This window comes from Actinoalloteichus hoggarensis (assembly GCF_002234535.1).
GTDB lineage: Bacteria > Actinomycetota > Actinomycetes > Mycobacteriales > Pseudonocardiaceae > Actinoalloteichus_A > Actinoalloteichus_A hoggarensis.
The window spans coordinates 381,783-401,885 of record NZ_CP022521.1; the positions used below are offsets into that span (position 1 = coordinate 381,783).

Sequence of the window (20,103 nt, forward strand, 5' to 3'; positions counted from 1 at the left end):
AGTAGTCGGACGCCCGCCGGTTGGTTAGTTGGTGGTGATGCGGTTTCCGGTGGTGGGGTGGAAGAGGTGGGTGTGGTCGGGGGTGGTGAGGGTGGCGGTGACTTGTTGTCCGATGGTGGGTGGGGTGCGGGAGTCGACGCGGACGATGAAGCGTTCGGGGGTGTCGGCGGTGGTGGTGCCGTAGACGTAGGCGTCGGCGCCGAGTTCTTCGACGAGGTCGACGGTGAGGGTGATGCCGGGTTCGGTGGTGGTGAGGTGGAGGTTCTCGGGGCGGATGCCGATGGTGATGGTGTCGGTGTCGAGGGTGGTGCGGGTGGTGGTGGTGAGGGGGATGGTGAGTCCGTCGAGGTGGGCGCCGTCGGGGTGGAGGGTGGCGGTTTTGAGGTTCATGGCGGGGGAGCCCATGAAGCCGGCGACGAAGGCGTTGGCGGGGGCGTCGTAGAGGGTGCGGGGGGTGTCGCATTGTTGGAGGAGGCCGTCTTTGAGGACGGCGACGCGGTGGCCCATGGTCATGGCTTCGACCTGGTCGTGGGTGACGTAGATGGTGGTGGTGTCGAGGCGTTGTTGGAGGGCGGCGATGTTGGCGCGGGTTTCGACGCGGAGTTTGGCGTCGAGGTTGGAGAGGGGTTCGTCCATGAGGAAGACGGAGGGTTCGCGGACGATGGCGCGGCCCATGGCGACGCGTTGGCGTTGTCCGCCGGAGAGGGCTTTGGGTTTGCGGTCGAGGTAGGGGGTGAGGTCGAGCATGCGGGCGGCTTCGTCGACCTTGGCTTTGATCTGGTCTTTGGGGATGCGGCGGAGTTTGAGGGCGAAGCCCATGTTCTCGGCGACGGTCATGTGGGGGTAGAGGGCGTAGGACTGGAAGACCATGGCGATGTCGCGGCCTTTGGGCGGGGTGTGGGTGACGTCGCGGCCGCCGATCTGGATGGCGCCTTCGTCGATGTCCTCGAGTCCGGCGAGCATGCGTAGGGCGGTGGACTTGCCGGAGCCTGAGGGGCCGACCAGGACGAGGAACTCGCCGTCGGAGATCTCCAGATCGAGCTGGTCCACGGCCTTGACCGGGGGCGTTCCCGCGAACACCCGCGAAGCACCCCTGTAAGCCACATCGGCCATCTGATGCACCTTCCACGCAGTAGGTAGCGAACGCCGAGCCGTCGAGCCGGACCCCTGCCGGCCGATTCGGTCGACATCTCCGCCCGCAGCATCGTCGCCGCTACGTGAGGTTCTTGTTCGATTACCCTTTGACGCCGCCGGCCGCGAGGCCGGACACCAGGAAGCGCTGTACCAGGTAGAAAACCACGATCGCCGGGATCGCGACAAGGATTGATGCGGCAGCGAGATGTCCCCACTCGGTGCGGTTCTGCTGGATGAAGATCTGCAGGCCCACTGCCAGCGTCTTGGACTCGTCGGCCGCCGAGAGGAGTGACGAAGCGAACGCCACCTCGCCCCACGCGGTCAGGAAGGCGTAGAACGCCGTGACCGCCAGACCGGGTCGGGACAGCGGCAGCACCAGGCGCCAGAAGACCCCGAACGGGGACAGGCCGTCCACCCGCCCCGCCTCGTCGATGTCGACGGGGATCGTGTCGAAGTAGCCCTTCAGCATGTAGGTGCAGAAGGGCACCGCCGTGGTGCAGTACACGAGCACCAGGCCGATGGTCGAGCCCTGGAGGCCTAAGGCGAGCAGGATGTTGTAGAGCGGCACGATCAGCACCGCGAACGGGAACATCTGGATCACCAGGAAGCCCAGCAGCAGCCCTCGGCGGCCGGGGAAGTTGAACCGGCTGGCCGCGTAGGCGGTGGTGGCGGCGAGGAAGAGACCGATCACCGTGGTGAGTCCGGCGATCACCACGGAGTTGCCGAACCAGGCGAGGAAGTTCCCCTTCTCGCCGGCCAGGATCGCCCGGTAGTTGGCGAGGCTGGACTCGTTGAACAGCGACGGCGTGGGCTCGATGGCCCGCGAGTCCGGCTTGAACGAGGTCACCAGCACCCAGAAGACCGGGAACACGGCGATGAAGGAGGCGACGATCAGCGTGGCGTGCAGGCCGAAGCTCGCCAGTCGGGACCGCCGAGTCCGCGAGGACCGCCTCGGCGCGGCCGCCTGCCTGCTGACCTGTAACGATGCGGCGTCGATGCTCACCAGACCTCCCCCTGCCGCTTGAGCGCGCGGCGATACACGGTGGCGAAGACCAGCAGCACCGAGAGGATCAGCACGCCGTAGGTGGAGGCGATGGCGTAATCCCTGGTGGCGCCGGAGAAGAAGCGTTCGAAGGCGTAGGTGATCAGGATTCGGGTGTTCGGGTTCGGTCCGGTGATCAGATAGATGACGGCGAACATGTTGAAGGTCCAGATGACGCCGAGCAGGATCACCGTGTTCGACACCGACCGCAGCGCGGGAACGGTGACGTGGACGAACCGCTGCCACGGGGTCGCCCCGTCGATCTCCGCCGCCTCGTACAGGTCGGCCGGGATCGCCTGGAGCCCGCCGAGCAGCGCGACCATCATGAACGGCACGCCGAGCCACACGTTGACGATGATCACCGCGACGAGCGCGATGTTCGACTGACCGAGCCAGACCGGCGTCGGCAGCCCGACCGACTCCAGTGCCCAGTTGATCAGTCCGTAGTCGGCGTTGAAGAGGTAGCGCCACGAGAACGCGCTGATGAAGGCGGGCACCGCCCACGGCAGGATGAGCAGGACCCGGTACACGCTGCGGAAGCGCATGGGGCGGTTGAGCAGCATCGCCAGGCCGAGGCCGATGACGTAGTGGAAGAAGACGCCGGAGAACGTCCAGATCAGCGTGCGGACCAGCGTCGCCCAGAACGCCCCGTAGGCGGGCTCGCCGGAGAGCACGTTGAGGTAGTTGGCCAGCCCCACGACGTCGTAGGTGGAGGGTCGATCCAGGAACGGGTTGGCGATGTTGCCTTCGTTGATGTCGGTGAAGGTGAAGAAGAGGCCCTGCCCGAGCGGCAGGAGCACCAGGACGCCGATCACCACCACGACCGGCAGCACCATGGCGTAGGCGTACCAGTATCGGTCCAGGAACCGGCGCACGGTGTCGTCCTTCCTTGCTCGTCGGCGAAAGCGGGCCGGGTCGCTCGCCCGGTTCGATGCGTCGCCGCATGCGAACCGGACGAGTCCCGACCGGCGCGGTCGTCCTAGCTGACGGAGTACTCGGTGAGGATCGTGTCCTGGTAGATCGTGGCCACCTCGTCGAGCGCGTCCTGCGGCTCGACGTTGCCCGCGAGAATGTCGGAGTAGGCGATCTTCAACGGGTCGAACAGCTCGCCACCCTCGGGAATCCAGGGCCGAGGATGCGCGCGTTCGATCACCGGGGAGAAGGCCGAGACGATCGGCTGGGCCGCCACCGCCGGGTCCGCGTAGGCGGATTCGCGGGTGGGCAGCAGGCCCAGCTCGGTGGCGACGGTGATCTGCGACTCGGTGCTGCTCAGGCAGGCGATGAGGTCCTGCGCGGACTCGGTCGCGGCGCTGCCCTGCCGGATCACGTAGTCGTGGCCGCCGACCGGGGAGTTGCCCGCGCCGTCCTCCGGGCCCGGCACAGGGGCGATGCCCAGGTTCTCGGGGTCGGCGAACGCGTCGCCCTCCAGCAGCTCGGCCACCGCCCACGGACCGTCGATGATCATGGCGACGTCGCCCGCGACGAAGGCGGCCTTCATGTTGCCGTAGGAGTTGCCCTGGTCGAGCGCGGTCTGCGCCGCGCCCTCGTCGAGCAGGTCCTTCGCCGTGGTCAGTCCCTCGACGGCCTCGGGGGAGTTGACCAGGATCTCTTGTGCCTCGGTGTCCACCAGGTCACCGCCCGCTCCGTACACGAAGGGCAGCGCGTAGTAGGCGTCGTTGTTCAAGAAGATCGCCGACTCGCCGCCGAGCGGGGGTGCCGACTCGGCCAGTTCGGCCCAGCTCGTCGGGGGTTCGACGCCTGCCTCGTCGAGCAGGTCCCGGTTGTAGAGCAGCGCGAGCGTGTCGGTGACCTGAGGGACGCCGTAGGTCCGCCCGTCGTACTGCGTCGAGCTCCACGGGGTCTCGAGGAAGTCGGCGGGGTCGGCGAGGTCGGTCTCGGAGAGGTCCTGGATGAGGCCGTTCTCGGCGAGCTGCGGGACCCAGGCGACCTCGGCGCGGAAGACGTCCGGCCCCTGTCCGCCCTGGGCCGCGTTCCGGTAGTTGTTGAGGGCCTGGTCGAAGGCGACCTGCTCGATGTCGACCTGGTAGCCGCCCGCCTCACCGCAGTCCTGGGCGAGTCGGGCGAAGACCGGGGACTCGGCCGGGCCGCTGGTGTCCCAGAACGTGACCGCGGCCGGGCCGTCGCCGTCGCCGCCCCCGGAGCCGCAGGCGGTGAGCGCTAATGCCGAGGCCAACCCCATCACGGACATGGCGTTGAGAGTTCTACGTCGCATCGTTGCTGTCGTACCCTCCCGAAAGGACCTTCCGCGGGCATGCAGAGGTCGATGACTGAAAGATTTTGCAGTTTCGTTGACGCGGATTGCACTCCTGTTGCGCAGCTCACGTCAAGGGACTGCCGGTAACCAACTGGTAACGAGCCGCCGCCGGCTCGAAGCGGGCCGGTATTCGGCTCGCGGTCGGGTAGGCATCGGCGGCCGGGAGGTTGCAAAAAGTTGCAACGGTCGGCAGGCTGCTCTCCACCGGATGCGGTGCGGCGAGCGAGAGGAGGCGGCCGGGTGGCGGGACTGTCGGAGATCGCCAGGGCGGCGGGTGTCAGCGTGTCGACGGTGAGCCGGGTGCTCAATCGTCGGGCGGGGGTCAACCAGGACACTCGACGGCGCGTGCTCACCGTGTTGGCGGAGATGCCCTACACCTCGCGCGGCATCGGCGCGCTGCGGCGTACCGGAGTCATCGGCCTGCTCGTTCCCGAACTGTCCAACCCGGTGTTCCCCGCCTTCGCCGAGGCGTTGGAGACGAGGGCGGCCAGCGCGGGCTACGCCTCGATGCTGTGCAACACCCGCTCGCTGAGCCCGCAGGGCCTCGGCGAGGAGGAGTACGTGCGGATGCTGCTCACCAGGGGCGTCGAGGGCATGATCTTCGTGTCGCCCGACATCACCAATCAGGGCGGCGCGGCCGAGGGCGAGATCGGCCGGGTGCGCGGTCACTACCGAAGGCTGGTGGACGACGGCGTGCAGCTGGTGTTCGTCAACGGGGGCGCGGCCTCCCTGAACGTGCCGGACGTCCGGGTCGACGAGCAGCTCGCCGGCTACACCGCGACCCGGCATCTCCTCGAACTGGGGCATCGGAGCATCGGCTTCGTCAGCGGCCCGGCGTATTCCCTGCCCTCCCGGCTCAAGCACGCGGGCTGGGCGGCGGCGATGGAGGAGGCCGGGCACGTGTCGCGCCCCGAGCTGGTCGCCCACGCCCCCTACGGTGCGACGGGCGGTGCGAGCGCCTTGCGCGAGCTGCTGGCCCGCACCGAGGTGACGGGTGTCATCTGCTCCTCTGACCACATGGCGCTCGGCGTCGTGGCCGAGGCGCGGCGACAGGGGCTCTCGGTGCCCGCGGACCTCTCGGTGGTCGGCTTCGACGACAGCACTCTGGCGGCGCACTGCGGACCGCCGTTGACGACGTTGGCGCAGCCGATCGGTGAGATGGCGGCGGCGGCGGTCACGGAACTGGTGGAGCGGTTGGAGCCGGAGTCCGATTCCACGGCCGACACCTTCAGTCGGGTGTTCCGGCCGCGCCTGGTGGTGCGGGAGTCCACCGCGCCGCCCGCACGGTGAGGTGCCGCCGCGAACGGCATGTGATCTCCGGGGGACGGCCCGGTCGTCGCGGGCGGCCGGGGTGATCGCGGGCAGGCCGCTGACGGGTCGGTGTGCCCACGCGGCGTCTGCCGGGCCGTCCGTCGCCGCGCTGTCTGCCACCGTGCTGTCTGCCACCGCGCTGTCTGCCACCGCGCTGTCTGCCACCGCGCTGTCTGCCACCGCGCCCGCCGACGGGGCCTGCGGGCGCGGAACGCCCTCGCGGGTCGGGCGCCGGACACGGGTCAGCCGATCGAAGGTCGGCGGTACCCGAGGGCGGATCGTCCGGTGGTGCCGCCGAATCAGCCGACGGCGACGCCTCGCCATCCGGCGGGCGGCCGTCCGCTCGGTGTGTCGTGGGGTCTGCGAGTCGGGTCATGAGATCGCCGTCAGGTGGTGCGGCCCCGGCGGCCAGCAGGAACTTCTTGATTCACATAACACTCCCTGAGGCAAATTGGTCTGAACCAGTTCTCGCCCAACTGGAGGTGCTGAACTGCGTAAATGCATTCGTTCTAGTGGTGAGCGTCGCGCATGCTTCACCTAGTGGTTCTGGACCGTTACGGTCACTTCATGGCGCGGTCAATGAATGCCCGCCGCCCGGCTACCTTGGCTTCGTTGGCGGCAGAACTCGGGGTCTCACGGACCACCGTGTCCAATGCCTACAACCGCCCTGACCAGCTCTCTCCCGAGCTTCGTCGGCGAGTCCTGGAGACCGCGCGGCGTCTAGGTTATCCCGGACCCGACCCGGTGGCGCGTTCACTGCGGACCCGAAAGGCGGGCGCAGTCGGACTGCTGCTGACCGAGAACCTCTCCTACGCCTTCCGCGACCCTGCGGCGGTCAGCTTCCTGGAGGGGCTTGCCCTGGCCTGCGAGACCGCGGGACAGGGACTGCTGCTCGTACCCGCCAATCCGGAGCGAGAGGACGTCGCGGCCGTTCAGCGGGCGGGCGTCGACGGATTCGTCGTCTATTCGGTGCCCGACGACGATCCGCATCTCGCCGCCGTGCTCGAACGGCCCGTGCCCACCGTCGTGTGCGACCAGCCGGAACTGGAACTGTTCGACTCCGTCGGCATCGACGATCACGCGGCGATGACCGAGGTCGCCGCGCACCTCATCGCGCTGGGACACCGGCGGATCGGCGTGATCTGCATGCGCCTGAGCCGGGATCGCAACGACGACGTCGTCCCCCAGGCCAGACAGAGTGGCGCCCACTTCCACGTGCAGCGATCCCGCCTGGCCGGACTCGCCGAGGCCTTCTCCTCCGTGGGCGTCGACTGGTCGGGCGTGTCGGTCGTCGAGCGCTTCGACCATGACATCGACAACGGGGCCGCCGCGGCCGCGCAACTGCTGGATCGCGATCCGCAGATCACGGCCGTGGTGTGCACCTCGGACATCCTCGCCCTCGGCGCGATCCAGGAGGCGACCCGGCGCGGGCTGCGTGTTCCGCACGACCTCACCGTCACGGGATTCGACTGCGTGGCCGAGGCGGAGCGGATCGGCCTCACCACGGTGCGTCAGCCGGTCCGAGAGAAGGGCCTCGCGGCAGGCAGGCTCCTCACCGATCCGACCGATCACGGCAGGCCGCGTCGCGTCACGCTGCCGACCGAACTCATCATCGGCACCACCTCGGCGGCGCCGAGGACGGCACAGGAGCGCTGGTTCGGCCCCTGACGCCGGATGACGAGCCCTGACAGCGCTCGCGAGCCCTGACACGGCTGGCGAGCGCCGGCCGTGTCAGGGCCCCTGTCGCTCGGCATTCGCCGCGAAGACCCGATCGTCATGCCCTTCGGCGCGGGCATCGCACCGGATGCCCACCGCTCGCCCCCCGCCTGCCGTCACGACGGCAGGCGGGGCTTGCGGCTCCTCGCCCTGCTCTCGTCCTTCGTCGATCCTCGAGCGAAGGATCCTCAGGCGGACAGCAGCCGGGCGCAGCGGATCAGACCCAGGTGCGAGTACGCCTGCGGGTGGTTGCCCAGCGAGCGCTCCGCGATCGGGTCGTACTCCTCGGGCAGCAGTCCGGTCGGGCCCGCCGCGTCGACGAGCTGCTGGAACAGCTCCTCGGCCTCGGTACGCCTGCCGGTGAGCAGGTACGCCTCCACCATCCACGTGGCGCACAGGTGGAAGCCGCCCTCGGTGCCGGGCAGACCGTCGTCCCGCTTGTACCGGTACACCGTCGAACCGCTTCGAAGTTCGGCCTCCGTCGCTGTGACCGTGGCCTGGAACCGGGGGTCCGAGGGCTCGATCAGACCCGCGAGGCCGATGTGCAGCGTCGCGGCGTCCAGATCGGTGCCGTCATAGGCGGTCGTGAAGGACTGGACCTCCTCGTTCCACCCGTGCTTGAGCACGTCCTCGGCGATCTCGCTGCGCAACGCGGGCCAGGCCGGGTTCGCCTCGCGATCGTGTGCCTCGGCGAGCTTGATCGCGCGGTCCACGGTCACCCAGCACATGACCCGGGAGTACACCCGGTGACGCGGTGCGTGCCGCTCCTCCCAGATGCCGTGGTCGGGTTCGTTCCACCGGCGAGAGACCGCCTCGGCCATGGACTTGACCATGCCCCAGTCGTCGTCGGTGAGCTTGCCGCGGACCTCGGTCAGCTGGACGACGAGGTCGACCACCGGCCCGAAGACGTCCAGCTGAACCTGCTGGTTCGCCAGGTTGCCGACGCGAACCGGCCGCGAGCCCGCGTAACCGGGCAGCGTGTCGATCACCGCCTCCGGCCCCAACGCGGTGCCGTAGAGGGTGTAGAGCGGGTGCAGCCGCTCGGGGCCGGGCAGCGTGTCCAGGATGCGATGCAGCCAGCCGAGATACGCCTCCGCCTCCACCGTGGACCCGAGAGACACCAGCGCCTGGGCGGTGAGTGCCGCGTCCCGGACCCAGCAGTAGCGGTAGTCCCAGTTGCGGATGCCGCCGATCTCCTCGGGCAGCGAGGTGGTCGCCGCCGCCAGGATCGCGCCGGTCTCCTCATGCGCGAGCCCCCGCAGGGTCAACGCGGACCGGCCGACCAGCTCACGCTGGACGGGCGGCAGCTCCAGGGTGTGGAGCCACTCGGACCAGTAGCGGCCCGCGCGATCACGGCGGGCGGCCTCCGAGGTCTCCGACGGCGTCAGATCGTCGGTGCCGCAGCGCAGCTCCAGCACCACCGGCTCGTCCGCCTCGGGATGCACGACCGCGCGTGCCGTCTCGTGGATGCCGTCGGTGTGGATCTCCCACTCGACGCCCGGCGAGTAGAGCGCGATCGGGTCGGAGGTTCCCAGGACCCGCAGCCCGGACTCCTCGCGGACCAGCTGGATCTGCACCTGACCGAACTCCGGCCTCGGCGCGAACTCGACGCTCGCCGGCGTCGTGCCGCTGATCAGCCGGGTCAGGTCCGTGCGATGACTCTCGCAGTCCTGATGCAGGTAGTCGGTGACGAGCAGTCGTGACCAGCGCGTCTCGACCGTCATCGTGCCGGGGAGATACCGCTGACCCAGTGGCAGGCCGTTGCGTTCCGGCTTGATCGAGAAATGACCGGCACCGGGCCCGCCGAGCAGGTCGGCGAACACGGCCGCCGAATCCGGCTCGGGATGGCACATCCAGGTGACCCGCGCGTCGGGCGTGAGCAGTGCGACCGATCGCGCGTTGGCGAGCATGGTCAACCGCTCGATCGGCGGCGCCTGCTCGCCGAACAGCCAGGTGCGCCGTTCCTCCAGCAGGAAGGCCAGCACCGTGGCCACGGCCGGGGTGTCGTCGATCCGATACCCAGCGGCCGTATCACCGGGGCCGACCTTGATGCCCAGATCCGGTCCCTGCAGTCTCAGGAACGCCTTCTCGTCGGTGACGTCGTCGCCGATGAACAGCGCGGCGGTCGCGCCGACCTGATGGCGCAGGACGTCGAGCGCGTTGCCCTTGTCCGTCTGCACCACGGCCAGTTCGAGGACCGCCTTGCCCTCGGTGGTCTCGACTCCGTCCCAGGTGGCCGGGTCGGTTCTGACGATCTCCATCACCTGGTCGGCCACGTCCGGCTCGGCTCGGCGAACGTGCACGGCGATGCTCGCGGGCTTGATCTCGAGGTGAACGCCCTCGTAGCCCGCGGTGATCTTCTCGATGTGCTTCTTGAGTCGAGTGAGCAGCGCCGTCGCCTCGGCGTCCAGCTTGTGGACGAAGCCGACGTCGAACTCGGAGCCGTGGCTGCCCACCAGGTGGACCTCGGCGGGCAGACGGGACAACGTGGCCAGATCACGGAGAGCCCGTCCCGAGATCACCGCGGTGGTCGTCGTCGGCAGGGCCGCGAGCGATCGCAGTGCGTGGACGGACTCGGGAAGTGGTCTGGCCTGGTCGGGGTTCGCGACGATCGGGGCGAGCGTTCCGTCGTAGTCGCAGGCGATCAGCAGTCGGGGCGTCCGAGCTGCCTGAATGATCGCGCGGCGAAGATCGGCGGGGAGGGCCTCGGCGGTCAACGCCTCCTCCTCACGGCATCAGGGGTGGACTGGTGAACTGCGGTCAGGGCGTGAGTTGCGTTCCCAGCGCCTCAAGAAAAGACCTTGCCCAGCGATCGACATCGTGGGTGAGAACCTGACGGCGCAGTGCGCGCATCCTACGGCGACCTTCGGTCGGATCGACGTTCAGGGCGGCGACTAGAGAATTCTTCACCCCATCCAGGTCATGGGGGTTGACCAGGAACGCACTGGTGAGTTCCGCCGCGGCGCCCGCGAACTCGCTGAGCACCAGCGCCCCGCCCAGATCGTGGCGGCACGCGGCGTACTCCTTGCAGACGAGGTTCATCCCGTCACGGACCGGGGTGACCACCATGACGTCGGCCGCGCAGTAGAACGCGGCCAGTTCGGTGCGTTCCACGGACGAGTGCATGTAGTGCACCGCCGGGCGACCGACTCTGCTGAACTGGCCGTTGATCCGGCCGACCTCGCGCTCGATCTCCTCGCGCATCTTCTTGTAGTGCTCCACCCGCTCCCGGCTTGGCGTGGCGAGCTGGATCATCACGGTGTCCTCGGCGTCGAGCCTGCCCTCCTTGAGCAGCTCGCCGAAGGCGTGGAGCCGGACGTCGATGCCCTTGGTGTAGTCGAGCCGGTCGACGCCGAGCATGATCCGGCGGGGATTGCCGAGCTCGGCGCGGATCTCCTTGGCGCGGGCCTGGGTCTCCCTGCTGCGGGCCAGGGCGTCGAATCCGGTGGCGTCGATGGAGATCGGGAAGGCGCCGACCCGGACCGGGCGGTCGCCGACCTGCACCACTCCGGGCCGGTTGCGGACGCCGACGCTGCCCCGACTCGGTTCGAAGCCCGCGAGTCGACGCGCCAGCCACAGGAAGTTCTGGGCGCCGCCGGGGCGGTGGAAGCCGACGAGGTCGGCGCCGAGCAGACCCCGCACGATCTCCGTGCGCCAGGGAAGCTGCATGAACAGTTCGACGGGCGGGAAGGGGATGTGCAGGAAGAAGCCGATGCGCAGATCCGGCCGCAGGTCGCGAAGCATCGCGGGCACGAGCTGGAGCTGATAGTCCTGAATCCAGACGGTCGCGCCTTCGGCCGCGACCTCGGCACAGCTCTCGGCGAACCGGTGATTCACTCGAACGTATGATTCCCACCAGGAGCGGTCGAACACCGGCGGCGCCACCACATCGTGGTACAGCGGCCAGAGCGTGGCGTTGGAGAACCCCTCGTAGTAGTCGCGGAACTCGGCAGAACTGAGCGACACCGGGTGCAGGTACTTGTCGGCGGCCTCGAAGGGCTCGACGTCGACGTCGGCGACGCCCGGCCAGCCGACCCAGGCGCCGCGTCTGGCCCGCAGGAAGGGCTCCAACGCGCTGACCAGCCCGCCTGGGCTGTGCCGCCATCGCTGCGTGCCGTCCTCGGCTTCTTCGAGATCCACCGGAAGACGGTTCGCGACAACGATGAAATCCGCGAGTGGAGAGGTGCTGCTCGCGCTGCTCACCGTTCGCCTCCTCGGTCCAGGGGAGCGATTGCCGTGCCCGGCTGACACGGGACCGGCGACGCTGCGCGGACGCTCCGTGAGTGAGAGCTGTGTGGACGAGGCTAGCCGCTTCCGGCGGGGCGAGCTGATCGAGTTGTCCTCGTCACATTCCGCTGAGTAACCAGTTGCTCCGCCTGGTGGAACGTCTGCTCATTCGAGTCGGCGAGGCGTCGGGTTCAACGGCCCCGACATCCTCGGCCCGGCGAGCCGCCGCTCCAGTCTGCTGAGCCCGCGCTGGACCGGGTGGGCCAAGAACTCGCCGAGCACCACCCCGGCGCCCAGCGCCAGCGCGACGCCCGCCGCCATGACCAGGTCGGGCAGGGCGCTGGCCACGTCGTTCTCCGCCGCGAGCTGGTAGAGCGCGCGGTAGGTGGACAGTCCCGGCAGGAGCGGCGCGATCCCGGAGACGACGATGACGAGCGCGGGGACGCGCAGCCGCCTGCTGAGGATGCCGCCGCAGAAGCCGATCACGGCGGCGGCGCCCGCCGCGGCGGGGATCGGACCCACCAGGGTGGACAGGATCAACCCGCTGTAGGCGGCCTGTCCGATCGCGCCCGCGCCCGCGGCGACGAGCAGCGTGCGTCGCGGCGCGTAACTGGCGAGGGCGAAGCAGGCGGCGGTCGTCGCGGCGGCGATCATCATCAGCGGGACCTCGCCCGCCACCGGTGGCAGGCGCTCGGCGACCTCCGCCTCGGAGGCGCCCAGCGCGACGCCCACCCGCAGCGCGAGCACCACGCCGGTCACCAGGCCCGCGGTCATCAGCAGCGTCTCGCCCGCCCGGCCGGTGGCCGTGACGTTGTATCCGCTCACCGCGTCCTGAGCGACACCGACGACCGACAGCCCGGACAGCAGCACGACGAGGTTCGCTCCCACCGCCAGCGACGTGGTGGCGTCGCCGAGCAGATCGGATTCGTAGACCGCCATCGCGGCTCCGGTGGCGATGGCCCCTCCGACGATCTGTTGGAAGAAGAACGGCAGCGCCCGGCGATTGAGGAGCCTGCCCACCTGGTCGATCACCACGGTGATCAGGGCGGCGAGAATCACCAGGAACGGCCCGGCGCCGATGAGCACCGCGATGGAGGCGGCCATGCCGCCCCAGGCCAGCGTCGAGACCCAGCGCGGGTAGGGGTGCCGCGCGGTGGTGATCCGCTGGAGCTCGGTGTGCGCGTCGCCGACACTGATCTCACCCGAGGCGATCTGCCGGACGAGGTCCTCGGTCGCGGAGAGCCTGCTGTAGTCCATCGAGCGGCTGCGCACGACCCGCAGCGTCGTGACCGGCGCCTGGTCGACGCCGAGGTGGCAGCACACGGTGATCGAGGTGTAGATGACGTCGACCTCGCAGTGCGGCAGGCCGTAGGCGTTGGTGACGGCCAGGATCGTCGCCGTGGCGTCGGCGGCGCCCGCGCCGCTGGCCATCTGGACCTCGCCGATGCGCAGGGCGAGGTCCAGGACCAGATGGATGGTCGGGATGGCGGGAAGGGCGGGCCCGTACTGGACGTCGTGCTCGCTCGTCGCAGGCGCCGTGTTCCTCCGGCGCAGTACGTCACGAGCCCGCTGGGCGAGACCCACGGGCCTGCCTCCTTGTCTTGCTACACCGTCTCTTGATCGACGTCGGCTGGGTGTCTGTCGTGGTCGGGAGTCTCCTGACTGGTCGCCGCTGACGTCGGATCCTCCGGGCGGCCCCTGCGTGCGTGACGGGGAGCCGCCCGAGTCATCGGCGTGGACGCCGTGCCCGTTGCAGGTGGTCGACAGTGGCCTTGGACACGTTTACGTCGTCGGTGTGAAGTGTTGATCCAGAACTCGAGAGGACCTCGTCTTCACGCTAGGCTTCGAGGGGGAACACACAGGTCAGCCGGCCTTGTTCCCGTCGTCCGGGTGACCGCGGACTCACTCCTGCGGGTCGACGGCCCCGGGGCTCGTACCGCGTGTCGCCGACGGGCAGGTGGGGCGCCGCCGCCCCGGCGTCCTACGATGTGAGGCGACCGCCGTCATCGGCGGCATGCCGACGTAGCTCAACTGGCAGAGCACTTGTCTTGTAAACAAGAGGTCAGGGGTTCGAGCCCCCTCGTCGGCTCCAGGCATGACCAGCACGAACGGCCCCGGTGGACGTCTCCGCGGGGCCGTCGCGGTCTCGATTCCGGCTCGCGTGTCGTCGCCGCCGCCGATCGCGTCATCGAGGGTCGACCCGGTGTGGCGGTCGACCATGCCTGATCATGATCGATTCATGACGACGGGTTCGCTCTCGCCGTGGTAGAACCACGCTGTTCTGCTCCCCGTGCCGTCGAAGTGAGAGGAACGCCGATGTCCTATCGCGCGGCGCCCGGTCGGTATGAGGGCATGGCCTACCGGCGCACCGGTGCCAGCGGGCTGCGACTGCCCGCCCTCTCGCTGGGCCTGTGGCAGAACTTCGGCGGCGAACGTCCTTACGAGGCGGCTCGCGCGGTCGCCCGACGCGCCTTCGATCTGGGCATCACGCATTTCGACCTGGCGAACAACTACGGGCCGCCCTACGGCTCGGCGGAGCAGACCTTCGGCAGGCTGCTGGCCGACGATCTCGCCCCGTACCGAGACGAGCTGATCGTCTCGACCAAGGCGGGTTACGACATGTGGCCGGGGCCCTACGGCGTCGGCGGTTCGCGAAAGTACCTGCTGGCCTCCCTCGATCAGTCGCTGGGCCGGATGGGACTCGACTACGTCGACGTCTTCTACTCCCATCGTCTCGATCCCGAGACTCCGCTGGACGAGACGATCGGCGCGTTGATCTCGGCGCACCAGCGGGGCAAGGCCCTGTATGTCGGCATCTCGAACTATTCGGCGGCGGCCACTCGGGAGGCCGCCGACATCCTGCGGCGGGCCGGTGTCCCGCTTCTCGTCCATCAGCCCTCGTACTCGATCCTGAATCGAGGGATCGAGTCCGAGCTGCTGCCTACGCTCGGTGAGCTGGGGGCAGGCTGCGTCGTCTTCTCGCCCCTGGCGCAGGGTCTGCTCACGGACCGCTACCTGGCAGGCGTGCCCGCCGACTCGCGAGCGGCGCGGGGCGGCACGCTGTCGGCCGAGCAGCTGACCGAGGAGCAGCTTGCCCCGCTGCGCAGGCTGAACGAGGTGGCCGTCGGGCGTGGGCAGACGCTCGCCCAGCTCGCCCTGAGCTGGGTGCTGCGCGATTCGCGAGTGACGTCCGCGCTGGTCGGAGCCAGTTCGGCCGCCCAGCTGGACCAGAATGTCGGTGCGTTGACGGCGCCGCCGTTGACCGATGCCGAGCTTGCCGAGATCGACGTCGCCGTCGCCTGAGGCTCCTGTTGCGGGGGGTGCCTGTGAGTGCGATTCTGTAGTGTGCTATTAACACCGGTCCGACGTCGGGGGCAAGCTTTTTGTTGTGCTTGTCACCGGGGTATTTGTGAATCCCCTGGTAGATGGGTGGCCTGTGGGTCGTTGACCTCGCACTTTTCAGTGGCTCTGTTACGTTGACTCATCATGACCAAGGCTCATCAAGCACGACCAAGTGATGAAAGCGGGTCAGGGGCGCGCGTGATGATCGAGGCGCCGACACAGGCTGACGGCGCGGCAATGTGGCGAATCGCGCGTGATTCCGGCTCGCTGGATCTGAACTCCTCCTATGCCTACGTGCTGTGGGGTCGAGACTTCGCGGCCACCTCGGTGGTGGCACGGACGGGGGATCGCGTCGGCGGATTCGTGACCGGGTACCGCAGGCCGGACGCGCCGGAGGTCCTCATGGTCTGGCAGGTCGCCGTCGACGCCGAACTTCGAGGTCAAGGTCTGGCGGGTCGCATGTTGTCGACCCTGGTCGACCGGGTGGCGCCTGCCGGAGTGCGCTTCGTCGAGACCACGATCACCGCCGACAACGCGGCTTCCATCCGGCTCTTCACCGGCCTGGCCCGCGACCGGGCCACCACGATCGAGCGGCGCGATCTCTTCGCCGCCGAGCTGTTCCCGGCAGGCCACGCCGCCGAAGATCTTTATCGCATCGGCCCGTTCGTGGCCGTCCCACCCAATTTATGAATTCATTTCGAAGCCAGGCTTCTCGCGCTCGGTGAGACGGGCGCCTCGGCCGGGGTGACGTTGCTGCGCATCGTCGGGGATCGATCCGTTCTCGGTCGGCGTGTCGTCGCATTCGGTCGTCAATTGTTGACCAGAGATCGGACGGAGTATCGTGAACGTCTTCGAAACCTTGGAATCCGAGGTTCGCAGCTATTCGAGGAGCTGGCCGACGGTCTTCGACCGGGCGAGCGGAACCTGGTTGTACGACGCCGACGGCAAGCCGTATCTGGACTTCTTCGCGGGCGCGGGAGCGCTGAACTACGGGCACAACAACCCGATCTTGAAACGCGCGCTGATCGACTATCTGGAGCGCGACGGGGTCACCCACGCCCTGGACATGGGGACCGTGGCCAAACGCGACTTCCTGACCACCTTCCGCGACGTCGTGCTGTCGCCGCGCGGGCTGGACTACAAGGTGCAGTTCCCTGGCCCGACCGGCGCCAACTCGGTCGAGTCGGCGCTGAAGCTGGTGCGCAAGGTGACCGGGCGCGAGTCCATCATCAACTTCACGAACGCCTTCCACGGCATGACGCTGGGCGCCCTGTCGGTGACCGGCAACTCGATGAAGCGCGGGGGTGCGGGCATCCCGCTCGTTCATGCGACGCCGATGCCCTACGACAACTTCCTCGACGGGCGGACGCCCGACTTCCTGTGGTTCGAACGTCTGCTGGAGGACAGCGGCTCCGGCCTGAACGAGCCCGCCGCCGTGATCGTCGAGACCGTGCAGGGCGAGGGCGGCATCAACGTCGCACGGCCGGAGTGGCTGCGCGCGCTGGCCGAACTGTGCAAGCGCCACGAGATGCTGCTCATCGTCGACGACGTGCAGATGGGCTGCGGGCGCACGGGGCCCTTCTTCAGCTTCGAGGCGGCCGGGATCGTCCCGGACATCGTCTGCCTGTCGAAGTCCATCGGCGGGTACGGCCTGCCCATGGCGTTGACCCTGCTGCGCCCTGAGCTGGACGTCTGGGAGCCGGGGGAGCACAACGGCACGTTCCGCGGCAACAACCCGGCGTTCATCACCGCCGCCGCGGCCTTGCAGGAGTACTGGACCAGCGACCTGTTGGAGAAGGGCACCCGCGCCAAGGGCGAGCACATCGGCCGTGCGCTCGAGAGCATCGCCGAGTCGACTCCCGGCGTGGAGGCCCGCGGCCGGGGCCTTGCCAGGGGACTCGCCTTCGACGTCCCCGAGCAGGCCGGGCAGGTCTGCCGCGCCGCCTTCGAGCGCGGGATGCTGATGGAGACCTCCGGGCCGGAGAGCGAGGTGGCGAAGCTGATGCCGCCGCTCACGGTCACCGACGAAGAGGTGGAGCGCGGCCTGTCGATCGTCACCGACGCGGTCCGCTCCGTGTGCGGCAAGGCCGGCTGACCGGCCGCCACCTCGTTGATCTGATGTGAATCGAGTGCTAGGAGTGACCACGTGATCGTTCGTTCGCTAGGTGAGATCGAGGACACGGAGCGAGACGTCAAGACGCCGAACTGGCGCAGCAAGCGCATCGTCCTCGCGAAGGAGGGCGTGGGCTTCTCGGTCCACGAGACCACCATCTACGCGGGCACGGTGAACGACTTCTGGTACGCCAACCACGTCGAGGCGGTCTTCGTCACGGAGGGACGCGGCGAGCTGACGGACAAGGAGACCGGCGAGGTCTACCCGCTGGCTCCGGGCACGCTGTACCTGCTCGACGGCAATGAACGGCACCAGGTTCGCGCCGAGACCGACATCAAGACGGTGTGCGTCTTCAACCCGCCGGTCACCGGTGCCGAGGTGCACGACGCCGACGGCGTCTACCCGTTGATCGTCGAGACCGCCTGAGCGCTCGACGACCACCGACCCCACACATCCGACCATTGTTGGAGGCGATTGCCCACAGATTCCGGAGGGTATGAGATCCGGTAGGAGACACCGGACATGCCGCGGACCCGAGGCTTACTCCCACCACGAACCAAGAGAGCGGTTCGCCCGCGAGGCGCGGACCCCTATCGGCAATTCGCCACGGAGATTGGAGAGCGCATGACTGTCGTCGACGTCGAGACCGGGGACCTCTACCCCACCCGGGTGGGTACCGAGCCCTCCCTCATCCGCCGCCAGGACCCGGTGGTGTGGCCGGGTGTGTCGTCCGGCCCGATCGACCGACAGACCTTGGCGAGCTATGACGAGAAGGGCTTCCTGACCGTCGAGGGTCTGCTCACGCCGGCCGAGGTGCAGCAGTTCTGGCAGGAATTGCAGCGGCTCTCCAGCGACGCCGAGGTCAAGGCGGATGAGCGGACCATCGTGGAGAAGGCGTCCGACGAGGTCAGGTCGATCTTCGAGGTCCACAAGATCAGCGAGGCGATCGGCAGACTCGCCGCCGACGAGCGGGTGCTCGACCGTGCCAGGCAGATCGTCGGCTCCGACGTCTACATCCATCAGAGTCGGGTCAACTTCATGCCCGGGTACAAGGGCAAGGGCTTCTACTGGCACTCGGACTTCGAGACCTGGCACGCCGAGGACGGGATGCCGCGGATGCGTGCGGTCAGCATGTCCATCGCGCTCACCGACAACTATCCGTTCAACGGCGGGCTGATGCTCATGCCGGGCGCGCATCGGACGTTCGTGTCCTGCGTCGGCGCGACCCCGGAGGACAACTACAAGGCCTCGCTCAAGGAACAGGAGATCGGCGTTCCGGACGAGGACAGCATCACCAGGCTGGCGGCCGAGCACGGCATCGAGCAGTTCACCGGCTCGGCGGGCTCGGCGTTGATGTTCGACTCGAACTCGATGCACGGCTCGGGCAACAACATCACCCCGTTCCCCCGCTCGAACATCTTCCTGGTGTTCAACAGCGTGGAGAACCGGCTGCACGATCCCTACGCGGCTGCGGCGCCTCGGCCGACGTTCATCGCCGACCGGAGTTTCATCCCGGTTCAGCGCTGACGACGGCGGACGGCGGGCGGTGCGATTCGTGCCAGGACGGGCGAACCGCACCGCCCGCGCCGTCACCGCCCGCGGCGGCCCGCGCGAGACGGGGCCACGTCCGTCCGAGCCGTCGTCGAGACTGGCGAGGTGCGGGTGATTCCTCGGCGGGACTCCGGCCCCGACGCGACCCCGACACCCTCGGCGCGGGGCGGTGTCGATCGTCGGCGACCTGACGCCGGCGCGGCGGACGACGTTCGGCGCCGCGACAGGCCGCCCGGCCGTCGTGATCCCGATCAGGCCACCAGGTAGCGGCCCTCCTCGAACTCCTCGCCCGCGCAGGTCGCGCCGAGGTCGTAACCGATGTCGGCGATCACATCGGCGAGTTCGAGCCGGGCCAGCCACGGCTTGGGCAGTACGGCGGTGCCGTGTAGAGCGCCGAGGATGTTGCCGGTCAGCGCCGCCGTCGAGTCGCTGTCGCCGGAATGGTTCGCCGCCAACCGCAGCGCGTCGGGAAACTGGGCCGACTTGCGATGGGTCAGCGCCGCGTACACCGCGATGGCCAGGGTCTCCGGGGCCACCCAGCCGGCACCGAGTTCGGCGATGGAGTCGGACGAGGGTCCGCCGGTGTGCGGGGGCCTGCCGAACGCCCGTGCCTCCCTGGCCGCTCGTGCGTCCTCGTTGTCCCGGTCGGCCGCGCGGGCGGCGGCGGCCAGCAGGCTCGCGGTGGTCGGATCGTCGCGAAGTACACGGCCGGTCACCTGGTCCACCGCCTCGCCGAGGGAGCGGCGGCGGACGGCCAGCAGGTGTACCAGCAGTGCCAGCGCTCCCGCGGGCGCCCAGCCTTCCGGGTGGCCGTGGGTCAACGCGGCGAACTGGCAGCCCATCCGGTAGGCGAGTTCGCCCGTCGGGGCGAAGCCTGCGGGTGCCGTGCGCACCACGCCGCCGCAGCCGTTGGCGGTCTCGTACTGGACGTCGTCGGTGGGCGGCTGATCGTTGGCCAGTGCCCGCAGCGTCGCCAGGCCGGGGGAGCGGTTGGCGTAGAGCCTGCGTTCGGCCAGCAGCCCGGTGGGGCTCTCCCCCGGGCCCTTGCCCTGCTGCGTGGACAGCCAGCGCCGATACGCCAGCCACACCTCATGCGCCGGGTTCCAGGTCTGGAGATGCTTGCCGCGCACCCACGCGCTGATGTAGCCCTCGGCTGTGAAGAGGGTGAGCTGGGTGTCGTCGGTGATCAAGGCGGGTTTGGGCAGCTCGACGATGCCCTCCGGGCCGTAGGCGCGGTGGATCTCGGAGAGACGAGAGAACTCCACTGGAGCACCGAGCGAGTCGCCCATGGCGCCTGCCAGCAGACAGCCTGCCGCACGGTCCACCACGGTGGGCTGTGCTGCCGTCACGATCCCCTCCCTGCGCTGCCAGTGCCCGGCGCCGCGACGCCGG

15 protein-coding genes and 1 tRNA gene are annotated in these 20,103 nt (G+C 68.9%); 8 read left to right on the top strand and 8 right to left on the bottom strand.

Annotation, left to right across the window (positions count from 1 at the left end; genetic code table 11):
- Positions 1–24 precede the first annotated feature (24 nt).
- The 4 genes from AHOG_RS01725 to AHOG_RS01740 all read right to left on the bottom strand — a co-directional run bounded on the left by AHOG_RS01725 (position 25) and on the right by AHOG_RS01740 (position 4,409).
- Complete coding sequence (locus AHOG_RS01725; protein ID WP_093942968.1) at positions 25–1,113, bottom strand: ABC transporter ATP-binding protein; 1,089 nt, start codon at positions 1,111–1,113, stop codon at positions 25–27.
- 121 nt (positions 1,114–1,234) lie between these two features.
- Positions 1,235–2,137, bottom strand: a complete 903-nt coding sequence (locus AHOG_RS01730; protein WP_093939797.1) for a sugar ABC transporter permease — start codon at positions 2,135–2,137, stop codon at positions 1,235–1,237.
- On the bottom strand, positions 2,134–3,012 hold the full coding sequence (locus tag AHOG_RS01735) for a carbohydrate ABC transporter permease (protein ID WP_093944063.1): 879 nt from the start codon (positions 3,010–3,012) through the stop codon (positions 2,134–2,136). The genes AHOG_RS01730 and AHOG_RS01735 overlap by 4 nt, the downstream gene beginning before the upstream one ends.
- Before the next feature lie 143 nt (positions 3,013–3,155).
- A complete protein-coding gene (locus tag AHOG_RS01740; protein WP_093939798.1) occupies positions 3,156–4,409 on the bottom strand; it encodes an extracellular solute-binding protein in 1,254 nt (417 codons plus the stop codon).
- Positions 4,410–4,691: 282 nt separating this feature from the next.
- Here AHOG_RS01740 and AHOG_RS01745 point away from each other — a divergent pair, with 282 nt between their 5' ends.
- The gene (locus AHOG_RS01745; RefSeq protein WP_093939799.1) at positions 4,692–5,741 is read left to right on the top strand and encodes a LacI family DNA-binding transcriptional regulator; all 1,050 of its coding nucleotides are present in this window, start codon (positions 4,692–4,694) and stop codon (positions 5,739–5,741) included.
- A 588-nt stretch (positions 5,742–6,329) separates the two neighbouring features.
- Positions 6,330–7,430 (top strand): LacI family DNA-binding transcriptional regulator, encoded by a 1,101-nt coding sequence (locus AHOG_RS01750; RefSeq protein ID WP_093944064.1) that lies wholly within the window; start codon positions 6,330–6,332, stop codon positions 7,428–7,430.
- A gap of 236 nt (positions 7,431–7,666) precedes the next feature.
- Here AHOG_RS01750 and otsB read toward each other — a convergent pair whose 3' ends face one another.
- The 3 genes from otsB to AHOG_RS01765 all read right to left on the bottom strand — a co-directional run bounded on the left by otsB (position 7,667) and on the right by AHOG_RS01765 (position 13,289).
- Entirely contained in the window at positions 7,667–10,195 is a 2,529-nt protein-coding gene (gene otsB, locus AHOG_RS01755; RefSeq protein ID WP_093939800.1) for a trehalose-phosphatase, read from the bottom strand.
- A 43-nt stretch (positions 10,196–10,238) separates the two neighbouring features.
- Positions 10,239–11,681, bottom strand: coding sequence for an alpha,alpha-trehalose-phosphate synthase (UDP-forming) (locus tag AHOG_RS01760; RefSeq protein ID WP_093939801.1), 1,443 nt, complete (start codon positions 11,679–11,681; stop codon positions 10,239–10,241).
- 189 nt (positions 11,682–11,870) lie between these two features.
- Positions 11,871–13,289 carry a threonine/serine exporter family protein gene (locus AHOG_RS01765; protein ID WP_093939802.1) on the bottom strand — a complete coding sequence of 473 codons (1,419 nt, stop codon included), beginning with the start codon at positions 13,287–13,289 and terminating at the stop codon, positions 11,871–11,873.
- Positions 13,290–13,721: 432 nt separating this feature from the next.
- Here AHOG_RS01765 and AHOG_RS01770 point away from each other — a divergent pair.
- From AHOG_RS01770 to thpD, 6 genes are all read left to right on the top strand, one after another.
- Positions 13,722–13,797 (top strand) — tRNA-Thr (locus AHOG_RS01770).
- 224 nt (positions 13,798–14,021) lie between these two features.
- Positions 14,022–15,008, top strand: a complete 987-nt coding sequence (gene mgrA / locus AHOG_RS01775; protein WP_093939803.1) for an L-glyceraldehyde 3-phosphate reductase — start codon at positions 14,022–14,024, stop codon at positions 15,006–15,008.
- 183 nt (positions 15,009–15,191) lie between these two features.
- Positions 15,192–15,737, top strand: a complete 546-nt coding sequence (ectA, locus tag AHOG_RS01780; protein WP_093939804.1) for a diaminobutyrate acetyltransferase — start codon at positions 15,192–15,194, stop codon at positions 15,735–15,737.
- Positions 15,738–15,888: 151 nt separating this feature from the next.
- Positions 15,889–17,142 carry a diaminobutyrate--2-oxoglutarate transaminase gene (gene ectB, locus AHOG_RS01785; protein ID WP_093939805.1) on the top strand — a complete coding sequence of 418 codons (1,254 nt, stop codon included), beginning with the start codon at positions 15,889–15,891 and terminating at the stop codon, positions 17,140–17,142.
- A gap of 51 nt (positions 17,143–17,193) precedes the next feature.
- On the top strand, positions 17,194–17,586 hold the full coding sequence (locus AHOG_RS01790) for an ectoine synthase (RefSeq protein ID WP_093939806.1): 393 nt from the start codon (positions 17,194–17,196) through the stop codon (positions 17,584–17,586).
- A gap of 198 nt (positions 17,587–17,784) precedes the next feature.
- Positions 17,785–18,687, top strand: coding sequence for an ectoine hydroxylase (gene thpD / locus AHOG_RS01795; protein ID WP_093939807.1), 903 nt, complete (start codon positions 17,785–17,787; stop codon positions 18,685–18,687).
- A gap of 275 nt (positions 18,688–18,962) precedes the next feature.
- Here the strand turns inward: thpD and AHOG_RS01800 are convergent, their stop codons facing one another.
- The gene (locus AHOG_RS01800; protein WP_245856507.1) at positions 18,963–20,060 is read right to left on the bottom strand and encodes an ADP-ribosylglycohydrolase family protein; all 1,098 of its coding nucleotides are present in this window, start codon (positions 20,058–20,060) and stop codon (positions 18,963–18,965) included.
- Positions 20,061–20,103 lie beyond the last annotated feature (43 nt).

Excerpts from the sequence above, each read along its gene's own strand:
- AHOG_RS01725 (WP_093942968.1), bottom strand. The coding sequence starts at position 1,113 with ATGGCCGATGTGGCTTACAGGGGTGCTTCGCGGGTGTTCGCGGGAACG.
- AHOG_RS01735 (WP_093944063.1), bottom strand. The coding sequence starts at position 3,012 with ATGGTGCTGCCGGTCGTGGTGGTGATCGGCGTCCTGGTGCTCCTGCCG.
- AHOG_RS01740 (WP_093939798.1), bottom strand. The coding sequence starts at position 4,409 with ATGCGACGTAGAACTCTCAACGCCATGTCCGTGATGGGGTTGGCCTCG.
- AHOG_RS01750 (WP_093944064.1), top strand. The coding sequence starts at position 6,330 with ATGGCGCGGTCAATGAATGCCCGCCGCCCGGCTACCTTGGCTTCGTTG.
- mgrA (WP_093939803.1), top strand. The coding sequence starts at position 14,022 with ATGTCCTATCGCGCGGCGCCCGGTCGGTATGAGGGCATGGCCTACCGG.
- ectA (WP_093939804.1), top strand. The coding sequence starts at position 15,192 with ATGACCAAGGCTCATCAAGCACGACCAAGTGATGAAAGCGGGTCAGGG.
- thpD (WP_093939807.1), top strand. The coding sequence starts at position 17,785 with ATGACTGTCGTCGACGTCGAGACCGGGGACCTCTACCCCACCCGGGTG.